Genomic DNA, 21678 nt, shown 5'->3' with positions numbered 1-21678 from the left:
CTTACTTCTGAAGGCGCTTTATCGCCGGCTGCGGCGGTCTTCCTTGACGTGGCTGCGGAAGGTCCGCGTGGGAGCGAACTCTCCGAGCTTGTGGCCGATCATCGACTCGGTGACGAACACCGGGACGTGCTTACGGCCGTCGTGCACGGCGATCGTGTGCCCGAGCATGTCGGGAACGATCATGGAGCGCCGTGACCACGTCTTGATGACGGTCTTGGTGCCCTTCTCGTTCTGCGCGTCCACCTTCTTCTGAAGGTGGTCGTCAACGAAAGGGCCCTTCTTAAGGCTACGTGGCATTTCGGCTGCTCCTACCGCTTCTTCTTACTGCGCCGACGGATGATCAGCCGGTCGCTGGCCTTGCTGGCCTGACGGGTGCGGCCCTCGGGCTTGCCCTTCGGGTTGACCGGGTGGCGACCACCGGAGGTCTTACCCTCACCACCACCATGCGGGTGGTCAACGGGGTTCATCGCGACACCACGGACGGTCGGGCGCTTGCCCTTCCACCTCATGCGGCCGGCCTTGCCCCAGTTGATGTTGGCCTGCTCGGCGTTGCCGACCTGACCGACCGACGCGCGGCAGCGCACGTCGACCATGCGCATCTCACCGGACGGCATACGCAGCGTGGCGTACTGGCCTTCCTTGGCGAGCAGCTGGATCTGAGCTCCCGCGGAGCGGCCCAGCTTGGCGCCACCACCCGGACGGAGCTCCACCGCGTGGATGAAGGTACCGGTCGGGATGTTGCGCAGCGGCAGGCAGTTGCCCGGCTTGATGTCGGCCGCGGGGCCGTTCTCGATGCGGTCGCCCTGCTTGAGGCCGGTCGGCGCGATGATGTAGCGCTTCTCACCGTCGGCGTAGTGCAGCAGAGCAATATTGGCGGTGCGGTTGGGGTCGTACTCGATGTGAGCGACCTTGGCCGGAATGCCGTCCTTGTCATGCCTACGGAAGTCGATGATCCGGTAGGCGCGCTTGTGACCGCCGCCCTGGTGGCGTGCGGTGACCCGGCCGTGTACGTTACGGCCGCCCTTGCCATGAAGGGGTGCAAGCAGCGACTTCTCAGGCTCGCTGCGGGTGATCTCGGTGAAGTCCGAGACACTCGAGCCGCGGCGACCTGGGGTCGTCGGCTTGTACTTACGGATGCCCATCTTTTTCGTTCATCCTTCGTCGATATCCAGAATCCAAAAACTCTGGATCTCTTGTCTCAATCGTGCGAGACCCCTGGCCGTCGTCGCCAGAGGCGACACCATGGGGATCGCGGGGGGCAGCGCCCCCCGCGTATCAGCCGATCTGACCGAAAATGTCGATCCGATCGCCCTCGGCCAAGCTCACGATCGCGCGCTTGGTGTCGGGACGCTTGCCGAAACCGGTCCGGGTGCGCTTGCGCTTGCCCTGCCGGTTGATCGTGTTCACGCTGGTGACCTTGACCCCGAAGATCTTCTCGACCGCGATCTTGACCTCGGTCTTGTTCGCGGTCTTCTTCACCAGGAACGTGTACTTGTTGTTCTCATCGATCAGGCCGTAGCTCTTCTCAGAGACGACCGGCTTGATGATGACGTCGCGCGGGTCGACGACCCTCGCCAGTCGGCCCACAGGCTTCTCGGCGGTCTGCTGATCGGTGCTGTTGTCCATCAGGCGTCTTCCTTCTCGCCCTGGCCCAGCCGAGCCACGACCTGGTCGTACGCCTCCTGGGTGAAGACCACGTCGTCAGAGCAGAGCACGTCGTAAGTGTTGAGCTGCCCGGAGTCCAGCAGGTGGACCTCGGGAGCGTTACGCAGGCTCAGCCAGGTCAGCTCGTCGGTGTCAGCGACCACGATGAGCACGGACTTGGCCTGGGTGATCGCGCGCAGCGCCTGGAGAGCGGTCTTCGTCTTCGGCGTCTCGCCGGAGACCAGGCTGCTCACCACGTGCACGCGACCGCCGCGAGCCCGGTCGGACAGGGCGCCACGCAGGGCGGCGGCCTTCATCTTCTTGGGCGTCCGCTGCGAGTAGTCGCGCGGAACCGGACCGTGGACGACGCCACCGCCGGCGAACTGCGGCGCACGCGTCGAACCCTGACGGGCGCGGCCGGTGCCCTTCTGGCGGTACGGCTTCTTGCCGCCGCCCCGGACCTCACCACGGGTCTTGGCCTTGTGCGTGCCCTGCCGACGAGCGGCGAGCTGCGCCACGACCACCTGGTGGATCAGCGGAACGTTGACCTTCGCGCCGAAGATGTCCTCGGGCAGGTCAACGGTGCCGGTCTTGGCGCCGCTGGCGTCGAGGACGTCAATGCTAGTCACTTGGCAGCCCCCTTCTTGGCGGCGGTGCGGACGAGGACCAGGCTGCCGTTGGCGCCGGGAATCGCACCCTTGATCAGGATGAGACCCTTCTCGACGTCCACGGCGTGAACCTTGAGGCTCTGCACGGTGGTGCGGACGTTACCCATCCGACCAGCCATACGCAGACCCTTGAATACGCGTCCCGGGGTGGCGCAGCCACCGATGGAACCCGGCGAGCGGTGCTTGCGCTGAGTACCGTGCGACGCGCCCAGACCCTTGAAGCCGTGACGCTTCATGACACCGGCGAAGCCCTTGCCCTTGCTCTTGCCCGTCACGTCGACGAACTGGCCGGCTTCGAAGGTGTCGGCCAGCAGCTCCTGGCCCAGGTTGTAGTCGCTCGCGTCGTCAGTGCGGATCTCCGCGAAGTAACGGCGCGGGGTGATGTCGTGCTTGCGCAGGTAGTCGCCGAGCGGCTTGTTGACCTTCCGCGGGTCGACCTGTCCGAAGCCGAGCTGAATGGCGGCATAGCCATCCTTCTCAGCGCTGCGGACGCGGGTCACCACGCACGGACCGGCCTCGACCACGGTGACCGGAACCATCCGGTTGTCCGCGTCGAAGACCTGGGTCATGCCGAGCTTCTTGCCCAGGACGCCCTTGATCGTCTTAGCCATGTCAGTGCGTTCCCTCAGAGCTTGATCGAAATGTCGACGCCAGCCGGGAGGTCGAGCCGCATGAGCGAGTCAACCGTCTTGGGCGTCGGGTCGATGATGTCAATAAGCCGCTTGTGCGTGCGCATCTCGAAATGCTCGCGGCTGTCCTTGTACTTGTGCGGCGAGCGGATGACGCAGTACACGTTCTTCTCGGTCGGCAGCGGCACCGGGCCCGCGACCTTCGCGCCAGTCCGCGTCACCGTCTCGACGATCTTCTTGGCCGAGCTATCGATGACCTCGTGGTCATAGGCCTTAAGCCGGATGCGGATCTTCTGTCCCGCCATAATGGCCTCGGTGTCCTTCGCTGTCGTCTGAAAAAGTATCGTGCGGCCTTTTGCCGCGTGCGGGTCGAGCCCGCACGACTCCACGAAGCAGACGTAAACGATCTGCCTTTTCTTCCGTGATCCGGCAGTTACTTCGGTCACCGACCGAAGCGACTGCTGGATCACGGCTTTCCCCGTGAAGCCTTCCGGAACGGAAGCCGTATGGACTTCTGTCCCGTTCGTGACGCGGCGGCCGGCCCCTGATGTGGAGGTCGACCGCCACCCCGCGATCGAACTACTTGATGATCTTTACGACCCGGCCGGCGCCGACGGTGCGGCCACCCTCACGGATCGCGAACTTGAGGCCTTCCTCCATGGCGATGGGCTGGATCAGCTCAACGCGCATTTCGGTGTTGTCGCCCGGCATGACCATCTCGGTGCCCTCGGGGAGGTTCACCACACCGGTCACGTCAGTCGTACGGAAGTAGAACTGCGGGCGGTAGTTGTTGAAGAACGGCGTGTGGCGGCCGCCCTCGTCCTTGGACAGGATGTAGACCTGGCCCTCGAACTCGGTGTGCGGGGTGGTCGTGCCCGGCTTGATGATGCACTGGCCGCGCTCGACCTGCTCGCGCTTGATGCCGCGGAGCAGCAGGGCGGCGTTGTCGCCGGCCTGACCCTCGTCGAGCATCTTGTTGAACATCTCGATGCTGGTGACGGTGGTGGTCGTCTTCTCCGGCTGAATGCCGATGATGTCGACCTGCTCGTTGACCTTGACGATGCCACGCTCGATACGGCCGGTGACGACCGTGCCGCGACCGGTGATCGAGAAGACGTCCTCGACCGGCATGAGGAACGGCTTCTCCGTCTCACGCGGCGGCTCGGGGACGTTCTCGTCCACGGCGTCCATCAGCTCGACGATCGTGTCGGCCCACTTCTGGTCGCCCTCAAGAGCCTTGAGCGCGGAGACGCGGATGACCGGAAGGTCGTCGCCGGGGAACTCCTGAGCGGACAGGAGCTCGCGAACCTCGAGCTCGACGAGCTCCAGGATCTCCTCGTCGTCCACCATGTCGGACTTGTTCAGAGCCACGACGATGTAGGGGACGCCGACCTGGCGGGCCAGGAGGACGTGCTCCTTCGTCTGGGGCATCGGACCGTCGGTGGCGGCGACCACGAGGATCGCGCCGTCCATCTGAGCGGCACCGGTGATCATGTTCTTCACGTAGTCGGCGTGACCGGGGCAGTCCACGTGAGCGTAGTGGCGCTTCTCGGTCTGGTACTCGACGTGCGCGATGGAGATCGTAATGCCGCGAGCCTTCTCCTCGGGCGCCTTGTCGATCTTGTCGAAAGGCGTTGCCGCGTTCAGCTCGGGGTAACGGTCGTGGAGCACCTTGGTGATCGCCGCGGTCAGCGTGGTCTTACCGTGGTCGATATGCCCAATGGTGCCGATGTTCATGTGCGGCTTGTTCCGCTCGAACTTGGCCTTGCCCACTGGTTCTCTCCTTGAGAATCTGACTGACTTTCGTCTGCACACTCGGGCCCGGGTGTTCCCGAACCCCTAGGCGGCGGGACGGTCTCGCGACCATCCCGCCAGGGACCGGAACTATTCGCCCCGGGCCTTCGCGACGATCTCCTTGGCGATGCCCGGGGGCACCTCCGAGTAGGAGTCGAACTGCATGCTGTAGCTCGCGCGTCCCTGCGTCTTGCTACGCAGGTCGCCCACGTAGCCGAACATCTCAGACAGCGGCACGAGCGCCTGGATGACGCGGGCGCCTGCCCGCTCATCCATCGCCTGGATCTGCCCGCGGCGACCGTTGAGGTCACCGATGACATCACCCATGTAGTCCTCGGGCGTGGTGACCTCGACGGCCATCATCGGCTCAAGGAGCACAGCGTCAGCCTTGCGCGCGGCCTCCTTGAAGGCCATCGAGCCGGCAATCTTGAAGGCCATTTCCGAGGAGTCGACATCGTGCGCGGCACCGTCGGTCAGCGTCACCTTCACGCCCACCATCGGGTAACCGGCCAGCACACCGAACTCGGCGGCCTCCTGAGCGCCCGCGTCGACCGAGGGGATGTACTCCCTCGGGACACGGCCACCCGTGACCTTGTTCTGGAACTCGTAGCCGTCGTTGCCTTCGCCCAGCGGCTCCAGATTGATGATCACCCGCGCGAACTGACCGGAACCACCGGTCTGCTTCTTGTGGGTGTAGTCGACCTTCTCCACCTTGCGGCGGATGGTCTCCCGGTAGGCGACCTGAGGACGACCGACGTTGGCCTCGACCTTGAACTCGCGCCGCATGCGGTCGACGAGGATCTCCAGGTGAAGCTCGCCCATGCCCCAGATGACCGTCTGACCGGTCTCCTCGTCACGGCGAACCTGGAAGGACGGGTCCTCCTCGGCCAGCCGCTGGATCGCGATCGACAGCTTCTCCTGGTCGCCCTTGGTCTTGGGCTCGATGGCGACGTTGATGACCGGAGCCGGGAACGTCATCGACTCGAGCACGACCTGGTGGGTCGGGTCGGAGAGGGTGTCACCGGTGGTGGTGTCCTTCAGGCCCATGACCGCCACGATCTGACCAGCGATCGCCGTGGGGCGCTCTTCGCGCTTGTTGGCGTGCATCTGGTAGATCTTGCCGATCCGCTCCTTCTTACCCTTCACAGAGTTGATGACCTGTGAACCGGTCTCGAGCGTGCCCGAGTAGACGCGGATGTAGGTGAGCTTGCCCAGGTGCGGGTCGCTCGCGATCTTGAAAGCCAGGGCGGAGAACGGCTCGGCCGGGTCCGCGTGCCGCTCGATCACCTTCTCCTCGTTGCCGACCGCGTGGCCCTTGAAGGCCGCGAGGTCGGTCGGCGCGGGGAGGTAGGCGACGATCGCGTCGAGCAGGGGCTGCACGCCCTTGTTCTTGAACGCGGTGCCACACAGGACCGGGTTGATGGCACTGGCCAGCGTCGCGCGGCGAATGGCCGCGACCAGCTGCTCCTCGGTGGGCTCAGTGCCCTCGAGGAAGAGCTCCATCAGCTCGTCGTCGTTCTCGGCGACCGTCTCGATGAGCCGGTCACGCCACTCACGAGCGGCCTCGGCGTGGTCGGCCGGGAGGTCGACGACGTCGTACATCTCGCCCTTGGCCGCCTCGGCGCTCCACAGGAGGCCCTTCATCGTGATGACGTCGATGACGCCCTTGAAGTCGGCCTCGACACCCCACGGCAGCTGAATGACCGCCGGGGTGGCGCCAAGCCGGTTGATCATCATATCGACGCAGCGGTGGAACTCCGCGCCGACCCGGTCCATCTTGTTGACGAAGCAGATCCGGGGAACCTCGTAGCGGTCAGCCTGCCGCCACACCGTCTCCGACTGCGGCTCGACACCCGCGACGCCGTCGAACACGGCGACGGCACCGTCGAGGACGCGGAGCGAGCGCTCCACCTCGATGGTGAAGTCGACGTGTCCCGGGGTGTCGATGATGTTGATCGTGTGACCGTTCCACTCGCAGGTCGTCGCGGCAGACGTGATCGTGATGCCGCGCTCCTGCTCCTGCTCCATCCAGTCCATCGTGGCTGCGCCCTCGTGGACTTCACCGATCTTGTAGTTGATGCCGGTGTAGAACAGGATGCGCTCGGTCGTGGTGGTCTTGCCCGCGTCGATATGGGCCATGATCCCGATGTTGCGGACCTTGGCCAGGTCAAGAGCGGTCGTGGTGGCCACTTCTCTCGCGTCCTCGTCGTCTTGTCTCCTGCGGGGGCTCGCCCCCGCACGCCCCCTAAGTGCGAGGGCCTTCGGTCGTCTTGTCGACCACCGCTGGTGTGATGCCTACCAGCGGTAGTGGGCGAAGGCCTTGTTGGACTCGGCCATCTTGTGCGTGTCCTCGCGCTTCTTGACGCTCGCCCCGAGGCCGTTGCTGGCGTCGAGGAGCTCGTTCATGAGGCGCTCGGTCATGGTCTTCTCGCGGCGGGCGCGGGAGTACTGCACCAGCCAGCGCAGGGCCAGGGTGGTGCTGCGCGCTGCGCGCACCTCGACCGGCACCTGGTAGGTCGCGCCACCGACGCGACGGCTGCGGACCTCGAGAGTCGGCTTGACGTTGTCAAGCGCGCGCTTGAGGGTGACGACCGGGTCGTTGCCGGTCTTCTCTCTGCAGCCCTCGAGAGCGCCGTAGACGATCGACTGCGCGATAGAACGCTTGCCGTCCAGAAGCACCTTGTTGATCAGAGCGGTGACCAGCGGTGAACTGTAAACCGGGTCAGACATGAGCTGACGACGGCCAGGAGAACCCTTACGAGGCATAGTTAGCTCTTCTCCCTCTTCGCACCGTAGTGGCTGCGGCCCTGCTTGCGGTTGCGGACACCCTGGGTGTCCAGCGAGCCGCGGATGATCTTGTAGCGAACACCCGGCAGGTCCTTCACACGACCGCCACGCACGAGCACGATCGAGTGCTCCTGCAGGTTGTGTCCCACACCGGGGATGTAGGCCGTGACCTCGATGCCGTTGGTGAGCCGCACACGGGCCACCTTGCGCAGTGCCGAGTTGGGCTTCTTCGGGGTCGTGGTGTAAACACGCTGGCACACACCGCGCCGCTGCGGACTCCCCTTGAGGGCAGGAGTCTTGGTCTTGGTGACCTTGTCCTGCCGGCCCTTGCGGACCAACTGCTGAATAGTGGGCACTGCCACTCCGTTTCGTGCTGGCCGGTGTTACGTCTGGTTGAGCAATTCGCAGGTTCTGCCGGTGTCATGACCTGCGCATTCGCCTTGCTTCCGCGCCCCCGCGCTCGGGCGTGTCGCGCTATTCGCAAAACACAGCCACGAGGACTACGAGCCAGGAAGCCGACCCGCGCTCCGATATCAGCGCACGATCGAGAGCCCGCTAGCAACGGGCACGATGCTCAAGACTACCCAGGCCCGCGCGACACGTCAAAACGGCGCGGGCAGGCTCTTCAAGCCTTCCCACTCCGGCCGGCGGGACCCCATCCATCAAAGGCCCGGCTGCTGCTCCTCGGCAATGATATAGGCACTGACCGCATGCCGTCCCCCATACCAAAGAATCACCTACTCTACACGCCCCTCGGCGAGCTACGAGCGGGCCGGCCGCGCCCGGCACCCTGCGGATTCGGCTCGGGGGGACCACCCGGACAGCGCGCCGCCGCACGACGGCCTACAGCGCCGTTCACGTACGAACCGAAAAACGCGCGCCCGGGCCCCTCGGCTGAGGGACCCGGGCGCGCGCCACGGTTACTTACTGGATGGTCACCGGTTGTACTGACCGAAGTCGTACTCCTCCAGCGGCACGGCCTCGCCGCTGCCGGTGCCGAAGGTGTAGTCCGCCGCGGAGCCGTCGTAACCGCCCACGGTGTACATGGCGGCCTTGGCCTCCTCGGTCGGCTCGACCCGGATGTTGCGGTACTGGGGCATGCCCGTACCGGCCGGGATGAGCTTGCCGATGATGACGTTCTCCTTCAGGCCCAGGAGCGAGTCGGACTTGGCGTGGATCGCCGCGTCCGTCAGGACCCTGGTGGTCTCCTGGAAGGAGGCCGCCGACAGCCACGACTCGGTGGCGAGCGACGCCTTGGTGATGCCCATGAGCACCGGACGACCGGCGGCCGGAGAGCCACCCTCCGCCACGGTCTCGCGGTTCATCAGCTCGAAGCGCGGACGCTCCACGAGCTCGCCGGGCAGCAGGTCGGTGTCACCGGACTCCAGCACGTTCACGCGCTTGAGCATCTGCCGCACGATGATCTCGATGTGCTTGTCGTGGATCGACACACCCTGCGAGCGGTAGACCTGCTGGACCTCCGCCACCAGGTGCAGCTGCACGGCCCGCGGGCCGAGGATGCGCAGCACCTCGTTGGGGTTGACCGCACCGGCGACGAGCTGCTGGCCCACCGTCACGCGCTGGCCATCGGTGATGAGCAGGCGCGAGCGCATGGAGACCGGGTAGGCGATCTCCTCCGAGCCGTCGTCGGGAGTGACGACGAGCTTGCGGGACTTGTCGGTCTCGTCGATCCGGACCCTGCCCTCGGCCTCGGAGATCGGGGCGACACCCTTGGGGATGCGCGCCTCGAAGAGCTCCTGGACTCGGGGCAGACCGTGGGTGATGTCGGCGCCCGCCACACCACCGGTGTGGAAGGTACGCATCGTCAGCTGCGTGCCGGGCTCGCCGATCGACTGGGCGGCGATGATGCCGACCGCCTCGCCGACGTCCACGAGCTTGCCGGTGGCCAGCGAACGGCCGTAGCAGGTCGCGCAGACCCCGATCTTGGCCTCGCAGACGAGCGCGCTGCGGGTACGGACGGTCTCGACGCCGGCCTCGACCAGCGCGGTGACGTGGATGTCGTTGATGTCGACACCCGCGGGCACGATGACCTTGCCGTCGACCTCGACGTCCTCGGCCATGATGCGGCCGTGCACGTTGGACTCGGCGTTCTCGGCCTTGACCAGCGTGCCCGACGTGTCGCGCTCGCCGACGTGCAGCGGAACGCCACGGTCGGTGCCACAGTCGATCTCGCGCACGATGACGTCCTGCGCCACGTCCACCAGACGCCGGGTGAGGTAACCCGAGTCCGCCGTACGCAGCGCGGTGTCGGCCAGACCCTTGCGCTGTCCGTGGGTGGAGATGAAGTATTCCAGCACCGACAGGCCCTCGCGGAACGAGGCCTTGATCGGCCGCGGGATCGTCTCACCCTTGGTGTTGGACACCAGGCCACGGATGCCGGCGATCTGACGCACCTGCATCTTGTTGCCTCGGGCGCCGGAGTTGACCATCATCCAGACCGGGTTGGTCGCCGGGAAGGCGTTGACCATGTCGGTCTCGACGTCGGCCGTGGCGTGCGTCCAGATCTCGATGAGCTCCTGACGGCGCTCCTCGTCGGTGATCAGGCCGCGCTCGTACTCACGCTGCACCTTGTCGGCGCGGCGCTCGTAGCTCTCCATGATCTCGGCCTTGTTGGGCGGCGCGATGACGTCGTCGATCGAGATCGTGACGCCGGAGCGGGTCGCCCAGCGGAAGCCGGCGTCCTTGAGCGCGTCGAGCGCGTTGGCCACTTCGACCTTGGGATAGGTCTCGGCCAGCTCGTTGACGATCGTGGACAGCTGCTTCTTGCCGACCTGGAAGTTGACGAACGGGTAGGACGCGGGCAGCGTCTGGTTGAACAGGCACCGCCCGAACGTCGTCTCCAGGCGGATCGGGTCGCCCTGCTCCCAGCCCTCGGGAGCCACCCAGTCACGCGGCGGCAGGACGTCCTTCATCCGGATCTGGATCTTCGCCTGAATCTCCAGCTCGCGGCGGTCGAAGGCCATCTGAGCCTCGGCGATCGAGCCGAAGACCCGGCCCTCGCCGATGGCGCCGTCCTTGTGCGTGGTCAGCCAGTAGAGGCCGATGACCATGTCCTGGGTGGGCATCGTCACGGGCTTGCCGTCGGCCGGCTTGAGGATGTTGTTGGTCGAGAGCATCAGGATGCGTGCCTCGGCCTGGGCCTCGGCCGACAGCGGCAGGTGCACGGCCATCTGGTCGCCGTCGAAGTCCGCGTTGAAGGCGGTGCAGACGAGCGGGTGGATCTGGATGGCCTTGCCCTCGACGAGCTGCGGCTCGAACGCCTGGATGCCCAGACGGTGCAGCGTCGGCGCGCGGTTGAGCAGCACGGGGTGCTCGGTGATGACCTCTTCGAGCACGTCCCACACCACGGGCCTGGCGCGCTCGACCATCCGCTTGGCCGACTTGATGTTCTGGGCGTGGTTGAGATCGACCAGCCTCTTCATCACGAACGGCTTGAACAGCTCCAGCGCCATCTGCTTGGGCAGACCGCACTGGTGCAGCTTGAGCTGCGGGCCGACGACGATGACCGAACGGCCGGAGTAGTCGACTCGCTTGCCCAGCAGGTTCTGGCGGAAGCGGCCCTGCTTGCCCTTGAGCATGTCGCTGAGGGACTTGAGGGGCCGGTTGCCGGGACCGGTGACCGGGCGGCCACGACGGCCGTTGTCGAACAGCGCGTCGACGGCCTCCTGCAGCATCCGCTTCTCGTTGTTCACGATGATCTCGGGAGCGCCGAGGTCGAGAAGTCGCTTGAGGCGGTTGTTGCGGTTGATGACCCGGCGGTAGAGGTCGTTCAGGTCGGAGGTGGCGAACCGGCCACCGTCGAGCTGAACCATCGGCCGCAGGTCCGGCGGAATGACCGGAATGCAGTCGAGCACCATGCCGCGCGGCGAGTTGGTGGTGCTGAGGAACGCCGAGACGACCTTGAGCCGCTTGAGCGCGCGGGCCTTCTTCTGGCCCTTGCCGCTGCGGATGGTCTCGCGCAGGTTCTCGGCCTCCTGGGCGAGGTCGAAGCTGATCAGACGATCCTGGATCGCCTGCGCCCCCATGCCGCCCTTGAAGTAACGGCCGAAACGGTCCCGCATCTCGCGGTAGAGCAGCTCGTCGCCCTCGAGGTCCTGGACCTTGAGGTTCTTGAAGCGGCTCCAGACCTCCTCGAGCCGGTCCAGCTCACGCTGGGCCCGGTCGCGGAGCTGGCGCATCTCGCGCTCGGCGCCCTCGCGGACCTTACGGCGCTGGTCGCCCTTGGCGCCGGCGGCCTCGAGCTCGCCCAGGTCGCTTTCGAGCTTCTTCTGCCTGGCCTCGACGTCGGCGTCACGGCGCTGCTCGATGTGCTGCCGCTCGACGGAGATCTTCGCCTCGAGCGAGGGCAGGTCACGCTCACGCATGTCGGTGTCGACATGCGTGATCATGTACGCCGCGAAGTAGATGACCTTCTCCAGGTCCTTCGGGGCGAGGTCGAGCAGGTAGCCCAGACGCGACGGGACACCCTTGAAGTACCAGATGTGGGTGACCGGCGCGGCCAGCTCGATGTGGCCCATCCGCTCACGACGCACCTTGGCGCGAGTGACCTCGACGCCACAGCGCTCACAGATGATGCCCTTGAAGCGGACGCGCTTGTACTTGCCGCAGTAGCACTCCCAGTCGCGGGTCGGGCCGAAGATCTTCTCGCAGAAGAGTCCGTCCTTTTCCGGCTTGAGAGTCCGGTAGTTGATGGTCTCGGGCTTCTTGACCTCACCGTGCGACCACTGACGGATGTCGTCGGCCGTCGCCAGCCCGATCCGAAGCTCGTCGAAGAAGTTGACGTCCAGCATGCTTGCGATCTCCCCCTCAGACTTCTTCCACGCTGCTCGGCTCACGCCGGGACAGATCGATACCGAGCTCCTCCGCGGCGCGGAAGACGTCCTCGTCGGTGTCCCGCATCTCGATGGACATGCCGTCGCTGGAGAGCACCTCGACGTTGAGGCAGAGCGACTGCATTTCCTTGATGAGGACCTTGAAGGACTCCGGAATGCCCGGCTCGGGAATGTTCTCGCCCTTGACGATCGCCTCGTAGACCTTCACGCGGCCGAGGACGTCGTCAGACTTGATCGTCAGCAGCTCCTGCAGTGCGTAGGCGGCGCCGTACGCTTCCAGCGCCCACACCTCCATCTCACCGAAGCGCTGGCCACCGAACTGGGCCTTACCGCCGAGCGGCTGCTGGGTGATCATGGAGTAAGGGCCGGTCGACCGGGCGTGGATCTTGTCGTCGACCAGGTGGAGGAGCTTGAGGATGTAGATGTAGCCGACCGCGATCGGGTAAGGGAACGGCTCGCCGGAGCGGCCGTCGAACAGGCGGGCCTTACCGCTCTGCTGCACCATCCGGTCACCGTCGCGGTTGGCGACGGTGCTGCCGAGCAGGCCGACGATCTCCTCCTCGTGCGCGCCGTCGAAGACCGGCGTCGCCATGGCGGTGAACGGCTCGACCGTGTCGAAGCCCTTGTCCCGCAGCCGCTGAGCCCAGGCTTCCTGAACCCCGGAGATGTCCCAGCCACGCGCGGCGATCCACCCGAGGTGGGTCTCCAGCACCTGACCGACGTTCATCCGGCCGGGCACGCCCAGCGGGTTGAGGATGATGTCGACCGGGGTGCCGTCCTCAAGGAACGGCATGTCCTCGACCGGGAGGATCTTGGAGATGACGCCCTTGTTGCCGTGCCGGCCGGCCAGCTTGTCACCATCGGTGATCTTGCGCTTCTGCGCCACGTAGACGCGGACCAGCTCGTTGACGCCCGGAGGAAGCTCGTCGCCCTCCTCGCGGGAGAACACGCGGACCCCGATGACCTTGCCCATCTCGCCGTGCGGCACCTTCAGCGAGGTGTCGCGCACTTCACGGGCCTTCTCCCCGAAGATCGCGCGCAGCAGGCGCTCCTCCGGCGTCAGCTCGGTCTCACCCTTGGGCGTGACCTTGCCGACGAGGATGTCGCCGGGGACGACCTCGGCGCCGATGCGGATGATGCCGCGCTCGTCCAGGTCGGCCAGGACCTCTTCGGAGACGTTCGGGATGTCCCGGGTGATCTCCTCGGGGCCCAGCTTGGTGTCACGGGCGTCGACCTCGTGCTCCTCGATGTGAATCGAGGAAAGGACGTCGTCCTGGACCAGCCGCTGGGACAGGATGATCGCGTCTTCGTAGTTGTGACCCTCCCACGGCATGAACGCCACGAGCAGGTTCTTGCCCAGCGCCATCTCACCCTGGTCGGTGCACGGGCCGTCGGCGATGACCTGGTTGATCTCCACCCGGTCGCCCTCGGCCACGATCGGCTTCTGGTTGAACGAGGTGCCCTGGTTGGAACGCTTGAACTTGGCGACGCGGTAGGTGGTCCGCGTGCCGTCGTCGTTCATCACGGTGACGTAGTCGGCGGAGACCTCCTCGACCACGCCGGCCTTCTCCGCGCTGATGACGTCACCGGCGTCGGTCGCGGCACGGTATTCCATGCCGGTGCCGACCAGCGGCGCCTCGCTCTTGAGCAACGGCACCGACTGACGCTGCATGTTGGAGCCCATGAGCGCGCGGTTGGCGTCGTCGTGCTCCAGGAACGGGATCATCGCCGTGGCGACCGACACCATCTGACGTGGCGACACGTCGATGTAGTCGACCTCCTCGGCACGAGCCAGCTCGGTCTCACCGCCCTTGGTACGGACCAGAACGCGGTTCTCGGCGAACGTGCCGTCCGGGTTGAGCACCGTGTTGGCCTGCGCCTTGACGAAACGGTCCTCCTCGTCGGCGGTGAGGTAGTCGACCTGGTCGGTCACCTTGCCGTCGACGACCTTGCGGTAAGGCGTCTCCACGAAACCGAAGGCGTTGATCCGCCCGTAGGACGCGAGCGACCCGATCAGGCCGATGTTCGGCCCCTCAGGCGTCTCGATCGGGCACATCCGGCCATAGTGGGACGGGTGCACGTCACGGACCTCGAAGCCGGCCCGCTCACGCGACAGACCACCGGGGCCCAGCGCGGACAGACGCCGCTTGTGCGTCAGGCCGGCCAGCGGGTTGGTCTGGTCCATGAACTGCGACAGCTGCGAGGTGCCGAAGAACTCCCTGATCGACGCCACGACCGGGCGAATGTTGATCAGGGTCTGCGGCGTGATCGCCTCGACGTCCTGCGTCGTCATCCGCTCGCGGACGACGCGCTCCATCCGGGCCAGGCCCAGGCGGACCTGGTTCTGGATGAGCTCGCCGACGCTGCGTAGACGGCGGTTGCCGAAGTGGTCGATGTCGTCGACCTCGACGATCACCGTGTCGATCGGCGCGCCCTCGGCCGCGGGCATCGCGTCCTCGCCCGCGTGCAGGCGGACGATGTATTCGATGGTGGCGACGATGTCCTGCTCGGTCAGCGTGCCCTGAGTGATCTCAGAGTCGGCGCCGAGCTTCTTGTTGATCTTGTAACGACCCACCTTGGCGAGGTCGTAGCGCTTGGGATTGAAATAGAGGTTCTCCAGCAGGGTCTGCGCCGACTCCTTGGTCGGCGGCTCACCCGGCCGCAGCTTGCGGTAGATGTCGAGCAGGGCGTCATCCTGACCGGCGGTGTGGTCCTTCTCCAGGGTGGCCCGCATCGACTCGTACTGGCCGAAGCGCTCGAGGATCTGCTCCGTGGTCCATCCCAGTGCCTTGAGAAGCACAGTGACGGCCTGCTTGCGCTTACGGTCGATGCGCACACCGACGCTGTCGCGCTTGTCGATCTCGAACTCGAGCCAGGCACCCCGGGACGGGATGACCTTGCAGCCGTAGAGGTCCTTGTCCGACGTCTTGTCGACACTACGGTCGAAGTAGACGCCGGGCGACCTCACCAGCTGGGAGACCACGACACGCTCGGTGCCGTTGATGATGAAGGTGCCCTTCGGCGTCATGAGCGGGAAGTCGCCCATGAACACCGTCTGACTCTTGATCTCACCGGTGGTGTTATTGATGAACTCCGCCGTGACGAACATCGGGGCGGAGAAGGTCATGTCCTTGTCTTTGCATTCATCGACTGAGTACTTGGGCGGCTCGAATCGATGGTCGCGGAACGACAAGGACATGGTCCCCGAGAAGTCCTCGATCGGACTGATCTCTTCGAAGATCTCTTCGAGACCCGACTGGGTCGGGACGTCCTTGCGACCGGCCTGACGAGCCGCCTCGACCCGGCCCTTCCACTTCTCGTTACCGAGCAGCCAGTCAAAAGACTCGGTCTGCAGGGCGAGAAGGTCAGGAACTTCGAGGGGCTCCTGGATGCGCGAAAACGAGACGCGACTGGGACCGGCGGGTACGGCGGAGGCGTTGCGCGAGGCTGCCAACAGATGTCCTTCCGAGGGCTCGCGGCGGACTGACTACACGCACGCCAGACAACCTCGCAACGTGAGCAGCGGAGCGGGTCGTCAAAGGGCAGCGCAAAGGGGCAGTGTAGCCGAACGGCACACGCCTGTCCACTTCGCTCTCGCTGCATGCTTCACGTTGGTCGCAGCATCGCCCGTCCGAGCGTAAACGTCAAGCCCGAAAGCTCGACTTTTAGCTGCCTCAGGGCCTGGACGCTGGGTTTTCTTCCTTGTGTGATCGGTCGTCTGCCGCCCGGCCCAAGACGATACCCGCGAACGGGGGCGGCTAACGCTCCGTCACACCGGGGGTCGAACCCATGCTGACAACCGGTGTAGCTAGGAGCTGGATACCCGCGACCTGGTGTCCGCGAAACCTGGATTTTAGTAACAATTGAACTAAGCGGCGCGCCCAGCCCCTCACGCGGTCCCGATCAGAGTCGACAGATCGGCCACCAGCCAGCGCGATCCTTGCTCGATCATGACGAACCTGGCCCGGTTCTGGCTGACCTGTTGCTGCGGCTCTGCCTTGCCGGCGATCTTCTTTACCGTACCCGTGTTCACGAACATCAGAACCTCCACGCGGCCGGGTTCGGCACGCTCCACGGCGACGGCCGCGACCGAGGTGGTCTGTACGGTCCGCTCCGCTTTCGCCTTGGCCACCAGCGTGCCGGACAGCTCCTTGTAGTGGCTGGTGAGTGCGCCCGTCGTGTGCCCCGCCGCCCGCGCCAGATCCTGCTCGATCGTGCGGTAGTCGTAGGACAGCAGATCGGGGGCGACGGCCTTGGCCGCGGCCATCGCCTCGGCGCCCGCCGTCTCGCCGCCGCGCATGGCGCGCAGGTCCAGCCAGAGCACCCCCGTCACGGTCGCCAGGGCCAGCACCAGGACGGCCAGCGAGGCGACCGCCGCCCTCCTCACGAGACCTGCACCGCCTTGGAGACCAGCCACGTGCCCGAGACCTTGGTCAGGTCCATCGACCATCGGTAGAACCGCTCCTGCGGCGCGTTGGCGGAGCCGTCCCAGCGGATCTCCACATCGGCGACCACGAGCGCCTTAGCCGTGCTCTCCGACAGCGACACCAGTCCGGCCGCGCGCAGCACGCCTTCCTGCACGACCTTGTCGGCGACCGTGGTGCTCCTGAGCTTGCTCGCGCCGGCCTCGTAGCCCGCCTTCGCCGCGCCCGTCGACGTGGCCAGAATGCGCTGAAGGTCGGCCTCCACCGTCCTGTGGTCGAGTGAGAGCAAACTCACAGCGTGGGTGCCCGCCGCGAGCAGTGCCGCCTGCCGGTCGTCCGCCCTGGCCTGCGCGTCGCGCGCCTGCATGACCAGCCAGACGACGGCGCCGATCAGCAGCGCCGCCGCGACGGCGAGCGCCGGGACCGCGTGGCGGGCCAGTCGAGCGACGATCTCGGCCACGTCCGCACCCCCTCCCCGCACCGACTCGCCGGGATCATAACCCGCGGGCCGCGGCAGGGACGGGCGAACCACCCGATGCCGTCGATATGGGCCTTGATCAGGCATGAATACCGTTCAGCCCGGCTGCGACCGACCGGCGCGCCCCTCAGGCGGCCCCTGAGGCCGTGGACGCGTGCCCTACTCCCGAAACGCCGCAGCGTGCCCGTGGAGCGCGTCAGCCCTCGCTGAGCGCCTGCAAGCAGGGTCGCAGCAGTCGCGCGATGTCTTCGGGCGGCACATCGCGTAGTTCGTCCAGCTCCAGCAACTGATGTCCCACGGCCACGCCCAGCATGATCATGGTCATCAGCGCCGCCCGCAGCCGGGCCCGTTCGCCGGGCAGCGACCGCCCGACCCGCTCGATCTGCCTGCCCAGCACGCCGCGCGCCGACGCGGCCGCCTCGGGGTGGGTCAGCATGGAGCGCATCATCGCCAGCGACGCCGGCGGCAGCTCCCCCAGCTTCACGTCGAGCGAGCCCAGGAGCTCCTCGATCAACTCCTCCGGACCCGCCTCGCCCGCCGGCGGCTCGGCCACCCGCACGGCCGCGTCGAACAGGCGCTGCTTGCTGCCGTAGTACTGCATGACCAGGGCCGGATCCACCTCGGCGGCCTGCGCCACGGCACGGATGGTGGTGCGCTCGAAACCCCGCTGGGCGAACAGCTCGCGCGCGGTGTCGAGAATCCGCCGCTCGGTCCGCTGCCGCCGCTCGGCCCGCGAAAGCTCACTCACACGCCGACTCTACATCCGTTGACCGAGCTGGCTTTTTCGCTCTACGCTCGTTGAGTCAACGACTGTTGAGCGAAATGAGACCCTCATGTCAGAGATCGTCACCGCCTACCACGACGCGATGTCGCACAAGTCGCCCGACGCCCTGGCGGACCTCTACGCCGAGGACGGCCTGCACGAGTTCCCCTTCGGCGGCCTGCCGCCCTATCAGGGACGGGAGCGGATCCGCGACGGCTACCGGGCGTCGTGGGGCACCAGTCCCGCCGAGGTCCAGGAGATCCGCAACGTGCTGATCCACCACTCCACCGACCCGGAAGTGCTGGTCGTGGAGCAGGAGACGGTCGTCAAGGTGGGCGACCGCTCGATCACCGTGCCCGGCCTGCTGATCCTCCGGATCCGCGACGGCCTGATCGTCCACACCAGGGACTACATGGACGCCACCGCCATCGCCGGCGTCCGCGCCGCCGCCTGACCTCTCCGGCCGTACACACCTTCATCCCTCGTACGGGATCCGCGCAGACCCCCATCCCGTACGGATCGGGGCCGGGCATGCGAAAGGGGCGGCACACCCGGCACCTGGGTGTGACCGCCCCTTTGCGATGAAGCGTTGAAGCTGAAGCGTTGAGCCGCCTCGTGACGCGTTCTGAGCGAACGAGTTACTTGACGGTGACGCTGGCGCCGGCGCCCTCGAGGGCAGCCTTGGCCTTCTCCGCCTGCTCCTTGTTGACCTTGCCGTCGAAGACGGACTTGGGAGCGCCGTCCACCAGGTCCTTGGCCTCCTTGAGGCCGAGGGAGGTGAGGGCGCGGATCTCCTTGATGACCTGGATCTTCTTGTCGCCGGCACCCTCGAGGATGACCTCGAACTCGTCCTGCTCCTCGACGGCGGCGGCCTCACCGGCGCCACCGGCGGGGGCTGCGGCAACCGCGACGGGGGCGGCGGCCTTGACGTCGAAGACCTCTTCGAACTGCTTAACGAACTCGGAAAGCTCGAGGAGGGTCATCTCCTTGAACGCGTCGAGCAGCTCGTCGGTGCTGAGCTTCGCCATGATGGTTTCCTCCGTATGGGACTGTGAAAATTTAGGAACGGGACCGCGGGTGTTGCGGCAATCCCCGTCTTACTCGCCCGACTCTTCGCGCTTGGCGCGAAGAGCGTCGGCCAGCTGAGCCATGTTGGTGGGCAGCGCGGCGAACATCGCAGCAGCAGAGCTCTGCTTCGCCTTGATCGCACCAGCAAGCTTCGCGAGGAGAACCTCACGGGACTCAAGGTCAGCGAGTTTGGTGATCTCGGCGGCGTCCAGCCTCTTACCATCGAGGACGCCTCCCTTGATCACCAGGAGGGGATTGGCCTTGGCGAAGTCACGCAGACCCTTGGCCGCCTCGACAACGTCTCCGTTGACGAAGGTGATCGCGGTCGGACCGGTGAGCAGCTCGTCGATGCCGGGCAGACCGGCCTCGTTCGCTGCGATCTTGGTCAGGGTGTTCTTCGCCACGGCGAACTTCGCATTCTCACCGAGAGAAACGCGCAGCTGCTTGAGCTGAGCGACGGTGAGACCGCGGTACTCGGTCAGAACGGCCGCAGCGCTGCCTTCGAACTCGCTTCTGAGCTCGGCAACCGCTGTCGCCTTATCCGCCCTCGCCATGGGCCTCCTTCCAGATGTGCCACCGGCGAAGGGTCCCTGACATGAGAACAGCCCCGGGCGCAGGGCGCACACGGGGCTCACGCACATGATTCACATCATGCGAGGAAACTCGTATCACACCTGCGCGGGCCGTCCACATGAAGTGGATCCTTCGGTCGCCAGGCTTTGAGGCACCTGACGACGACCGGCGGTCTTCGGCAACGACCACACTACGGGGTGGCCGCCGAGTTTCCAAATCGTTCTCAGTTGGTGGTGCCCTTGGGCAGCTCGCCCACCTGGTCGGCGGGCGGGGCCTGGATGCTGACGGGCTCGTTGTAGCCCTTGAACATCAGGGCCGCGTCCATCGAGGCGCCCTTCTCCGAGCCGCTCATCGTGACCTTGCGCGGCAGCTTGTCGGCGCCGACCCAGATGTCGAACTTGACGTTCTTCAGCTCGGCGAGGTTGGTCCGCGCCCGCTCCTGCTTGTCGGCGGGCAGCTGCTTCACCGCCGCGTCCACCGGGAAGGTGCCGGCGTAGTGCGTGGTGTCCTCGCCGCCGACGTTCTCGGTGCCGACCGACTTGACGTCCTGCGAGGCGGTGACCATCTCCGTCACGCCGCCCAGGTCGAACTGCTGGACCTGGCTGAGAAGCTGGTCGATCTGCCCTTGGTCGTCGCCCATCTCCTTCAACGGCACCTTGACCCACGGCTTGGTCGCGCCGAGCATCTTGTTGAGCGCCTCGACCTTGACGTAGACGGTGTCGCCCTGCAGCACGATCCGCGCGCCGCCGGGCAGACCCTGGCCGCCGAAGTCGGCGCTGTCGATGGTGAGGTCCACGGCGAGCTCCGGCTTGCTCTGATAGAGCATGCGGCCCTGAGCCTTACCGGAGCTGCCGTTCGGGTCCTTCACGTTGACGACCGCGTCAACGGTGTAGGAGGTGACGTCAGCCGTCTTCTGCGCGGTCTGCGCCAGCACCTCCGAGGCGGCCAGGTTGACCTGGATGGGCTGCGCGGTCGTTCCGCAACCGGCGACCGTGACCGCGACAAGGGCGGCGCCAGCCGCGGCAGTGGCGAGAGAAATCCTGCGCTTCAGCATGCTTTGAACCCTACGTGCCGGGGATCTGTTCGGAGCGACTTCCCCGTACTTCTCATGGATAACTAAGGGTTATCCCTGACCTCACTCCCCCGTGACACGACGAAGCCCCCGCCGCGATGTGCGGCGAGGGCTCCTGTGCAGGTCTGACTGTCCCCGAAGGGGGTCTGTCCTACGCCTCCACGTCGGCGGTGAGGCCGCGGGTGGCGTTGGGGTCGACCGGGACGCCGGGGCCCATGGTCGTCGAGAAGGTGACCTTCTTGACGTAGCGGCCCTTGGCGGCCGACGGCTTGAGACGCAGCACCTCGTCGAGGGCGGCGGCGTAGTTCTCGATGAGCTGACGCTCGGGGAACGACGTCTTGCCGATGACGAAGTGCAGGTTGGCCTGCCGGTCGGTGCGGAACTCGATCTTTCCGCCCTTGATCTCGGTCACGGCCTTGGCGACGTCGGGGGTCACCGTGCCGGTCTTGGGGTTGGGCATGAGGCCACGCGGGCCGAGGACGCGGCCCAGCCGGCCGACCTTGCCCATGAGGTCCGGGGTGGCGACCACGGCGTCGAACTCGTTGAGCCGGTTGCCCTTGGCGATCTCGTCGATCAGCTCGTCGGCGCCGACGATGTCGGCGCCCGCCTCGCGGGCCGTCTCGGCACGGTCGCCGGTCGCGAAGACCAGGACCCGGGCGGTCTTACCGGTGCCGTGCGGGAGGTTGACCGTGCCGCGCACGATCTGGTCGGCCTTGCGAGGGTCGACGCCCAGCCGCAACGCCACCTCGACGGTGGAGTCGAACTTGGTGGTGGACGTCTCCTTGGCCAGCTTCGCGGCCTCGGCGGGACTGTAGAGCTTGTCGCGGTCGATCTTGGCTTCCGCGTCCTTGTGCGCCTTGCTGCGCTGCATGTCTGTCTCCTTGTGGTGCGCGGGCCGGAACCGGCCCTCCCACGGTGTCGGGAA

The 21678-nt window shown here is 66.2% G+C and carries 20 protein-coding genes; 1 reads left to right on the top strand and 19 read right to left on the bottom strand.

Annotated elements, in window-relative coordinates:
* Positions 1-18: 18 nt before the first annotated feature.
* The 15 genes from rpsS to OHA68_RS18850 form a co-directional block, all read right to left on the bottom strand.
* Entirely contained in the window at positions 19-297 is a 279-nt protein-coding gene (gene rpsS / locus OHA68_RS18920; RefSeq protein ID WP_327108825.1) for a 30S ribosomal protein S19, read from the bottom strand.
* 11 nt (positions 298-308) lie between these two features.
* Positions 309-1142, bottom strand: a complete 834-nt coding sequence (gene rplB / locus OHA68_RS18915) for a 50S ribosomal protein L2 (protein ID WP_327108824.1) — start codon at positions 1140-1142, stop codon at positions 309-311.
* Between the two features lie 133 nt (positions 1143-1275).
* Positions 1276-1626, bottom strand: a complete 351-nt coding sequence (gene rplW / locus OHA68_RS18910; protein ID WP_189141241.1) for a 50S ribosomal protein L23 — start codon at positions 1624-1626, stop codon at positions 1276-1278.
* On the bottom strand, positions 1626-2273 hold the full coding sequence (rplD, locus tag OHA68_RS18905; RefSeq protein ID WP_327108823.1) for a 50S ribosomal protein L4: 648 nt from the start codon (positions 2271-2273) through the stop codon (positions 1626-1628). Before rplD ends, rplW begins: the two co-directional genes overlap by 1 nt.
* Entirely contained in the window at positions 2270-2923 is a 654-nt protein-coding gene (gene rplC / locus OHA68_RS18900) for a 50S ribosomal protein L3 (RefSeq protein ID WP_189141243.1), read from the bottom strand. The genes rplD and rplC overlap by 4 nt, the downstream gene beginning before the upstream one ends.
* Positions 2924-2937: 14 nt before the next feature.
* Entirely contained in the window at positions 2938-3246 is a 309-nt protein-coding gene (gene rpsJ / locus OHA68_RS18895) for a 30S ribosomal protein S10 (RefSeq protein WP_012887830.1), read from the bottom strand.
* Between the two features lie 274 nt (positions 3247-3520).
* A complete protein-coding gene (gene tuf, locus OHA68_RS18890; protein ID WP_327108822.1) occupies positions 3521-4714 on the bottom strand; it encodes an elongation factor Tu in 1194 nt (397 codons plus the stop codon).
* Positions 4715-4825: 111 nt separating this feature from the next.
* A complete protein-coding gene (gene fusA / locus OHA68_RS18885) occupies positions 4826-6874 on the bottom strand; it encodes an elongation factor G (protein ID WP_407674504.1) in 2049 nt (682 codons plus the stop codon).
* Between the two features lie 156 nt (positions 6875-7030).
* Positions 7031-7501 carry a 30S ribosomal protein S7 gene (rpsG, locus tag OHA68_RS18880; protein WP_043623423.1) on the bottom strand — a complete coding sequence of 157 codons (471 nt, stop codon included), beginning with the start codon at positions 7499-7501 and terminating at the stop codon, positions 7031-7033.
* A 2-nt stretch (positions 7502-7503) separates the two neighbouring features.
* Complete coding sequence (rpsL, locus tag OHA68_RS18875; protein WP_189141246.1) at positions 7504-7878, bottom strand: 30S ribosomal protein S12; 375 nt, start codon at positions 7876-7878, stop codon at positions 7504-7506.
* 579 nt (positions 7879-8457) lie between these two features.
* A complete protein-coding gene (locus OHA68_RS18870; RefSeq protein WP_327108820.1) occupies positions 8458-12333 on the bottom strand; it encodes a DNA-directed RNA polymerase subunit beta' in 3876 nt (1291 codons plus the stop codon).
* 16 nt (positions 12334-12349) lie between these two features.
* Positions 12350-15829 (bottom strand): DNA-directed RNA polymerase subunit beta, encoded by a 3480-nt coding sequence (gene rpoB / locus OHA68_RS18865; RefSeq protein WP_327108819.1) that lies wholly within the window; start codon positions 15827-15829, stop codon positions 12350-12352.
* 435 nt (positions 15830-16264) lie between these two features.
* Positions 16265-16762 carry a hypothetical protein gene (locus OHA68_RS18860; RefSeq protein WP_189141249.1) on the bottom strand — a complete coding sequence of 166 codons (498 nt, stop codon included), beginning with the start codon at positions 16760-16762 and terminating at the stop codon, positions 16265-16267.
* On the bottom strand, positions 16759-17259 hold the full coding sequence (locus OHA68_RS18855) for a hypothetical protein (RefSeq protein WP_327108818.1): 501 nt from the start codon (positions 17257-17259) through the stop codon (positions 16759-16761). Before OHA68_RS18855 ends, OHA68_RS18860 begins: the two co-directional genes overlap by 4 nt.
* Before the next feature lie 214 nt (positions 17260-17473).
* Positions 17474-18025 carry a TetR/AcrR family transcriptional regulator gene (locus tag OHA68_RS18850; protein ID WP_189141251.1) on the bottom strand — a complete coding sequence of 184 codons (552 nt, stop codon included), beginning with the start codon at positions 18023-18025 and terminating at the stop codon, positions 17474-17476.
* Between the two features lie 85 nt (positions 18026-18110).
* On the opposite strand from OHA68_RS18850, the gene OHA68_RS18845 reads away from it, so the two are divergent.
* Positions 18111-18494, top strand: a complete 384-nt coding sequence (locus OHA68_RS18845; protein WP_327108817.1) for a nuclear transport factor 2 family protein — start codon at positions 18111-18113, stop codon at positions 18492-18494.
* Positions 18495-18678: 184 nt separating this feature from the next.
* Here OHA68_RS18845 and rplL read toward each other — a convergent pair whose 3' ends face one another.
* The 4 genes from rplL to rplA form a co-directional block, all read right to left on the bottom strand.
* Positions 18679-19068, bottom strand: a complete 390-nt coding sequence (gene rplL / locus OHA68_RS18840) for a 50S ribosomal protein L7/L12 (RefSeq protein WP_189141253.1) — start codon at positions 19066-19068, stop codon at positions 18679-18681.
* Between the two features lie 69 nt (positions 19069-19137).
* Complete coding sequence (gene rplJ / locus OHA68_RS18835) at positions 19138-19662, bottom strand: 50S ribosomal protein L10 (RefSeq protein ID WP_189141254.1); 525 nt, start codon at positions 19660-19662, stop codon at positions 19138-19140.
* Between the two features lie 242 nt (positions 19663-19904).
* Positions 19905-20735: a LolA-like protein gene (locus OHA68_RS18830; RefSeq protein WP_327108816.1), complete on the bottom strand. Its 831-nt coding sequence runs from the start codon at positions 20733-20735 to the stop codon at positions 19905-19907.
* Between the two features lie 169 nt (positions 20736-20904).
* Entirely contained in the window at positions 20905-21624 is a 720-nt protein-coding gene (rplA, locus tag OHA68_RS18825; protein ID WP_189141256.1) for a 50S ribosomal protein L1, read from the bottom strand.
* Positions 21625-21678 lie beyond the last annotated feature (54 nt).

The organism is Nonomuraea glycinis (assembly GCF_035920485.1).
Classification (GTDB): domain Bacteria; phylum Actinomycetota; class Actinomycetes; order Streptosporangiales; family Streptosporangiaceae; genus Nonomuraea; species Nonomuraea glycinis.
This window is presented reverse-complemented; position numbering and strand designations above follow the sequence as displayed.

Excerpts from the sequence above, each read along its gene's own strand:
- rpsS (WP_327108825.1), bottom strand. The coding sequence starts at position 297 with ATGCCACGTAGCCTTAAGAAGGGCCCTTTCGTTGACGACCACCTTCAG.
- rplB (WP_327108824.1), bottom strand. The coding sequence starts at position 1,142 with ATGGGCATCCGTAAGTACAAGCCGACGACCCCAGGTCGCCGCGGCTCG.
- rplW (WP_189141241.1), bottom strand. The coding sequence starts at position 1,626 with ATGGACAACAGCACCGATCAGCAGACCGCCGAGAAGCCTGTGGGCCGA.
- rplC (WP_189141243.1), bottom strand. The coding sequence starts at position 2,923 with ATGGCTAAGACGATCAAGGGCGTCCTGGGCAAGAAGCTCGGCATGACC.
- rpsJ (WP_012887830.1), bottom strand. The coding sequence starts at position 3,246 with ATGGCGGGACAGAAGATCCGCATCCGGCTTAAGGCCTATGACCACGAG.
- fusA (WP_407674504.1), bottom strand. The coding sequence starts at position 6,874 with ATGGCCCATATCGACGCGGGCAAGACCACCACGACCGAGCGCATCCTG.
- rpsG (WP_043623423.1), bottom strand. The coding sequence starts at position 7,501 with ATGCCTCGTAAGGGTTCTCCTGGCCGTCGTCAGCTCATGTCTGACCCG.
- OHA68_RS18870 (WP_327108820.1), bottom strand. The coding sequence starts at position 12,333 with ATGCTGGACGTCAACTTCTTCGACGAGCTTCGGATCGGGCTGGCGACG.
- OHA68_RS18845 (WP_327108817.1), top strand. The coding sequence starts at position 18,111 with ATGTCAGAGATCGTCACCGCCTACCACGACGCGATGTCGCACAAGTCG.
- rplL (WP_189141253.1), bottom strand. The coding sequence starts at position 19,068 with ATGGCGAAGCTCAGCACCGACGAGCTGCTCGACGCGTTCAAGGAGATG.
- rplJ (WP_189141254.1), bottom strand. The coding sequence starts at position 19,662 with ATGGCGAGGGCGGATAAGGCGACAGCGGTTGCCGAGCTCAGAAGCGAG.
- OHA68_RS18830 (WP_327108816.1), bottom strand. The coding sequence starts at position 20,735 with ATGCTGAAGCGCAGGATTTCTCTCGCCACTGCCGCGGCTGGCGCCGCC.
- rplA (WP_189141256.1), bottom strand. The coding sequence starts at position 21,624 with ATGCAGCGCAGCAAGGCGCACAAGGACGCGGAAGCCAAGATCGACCGC.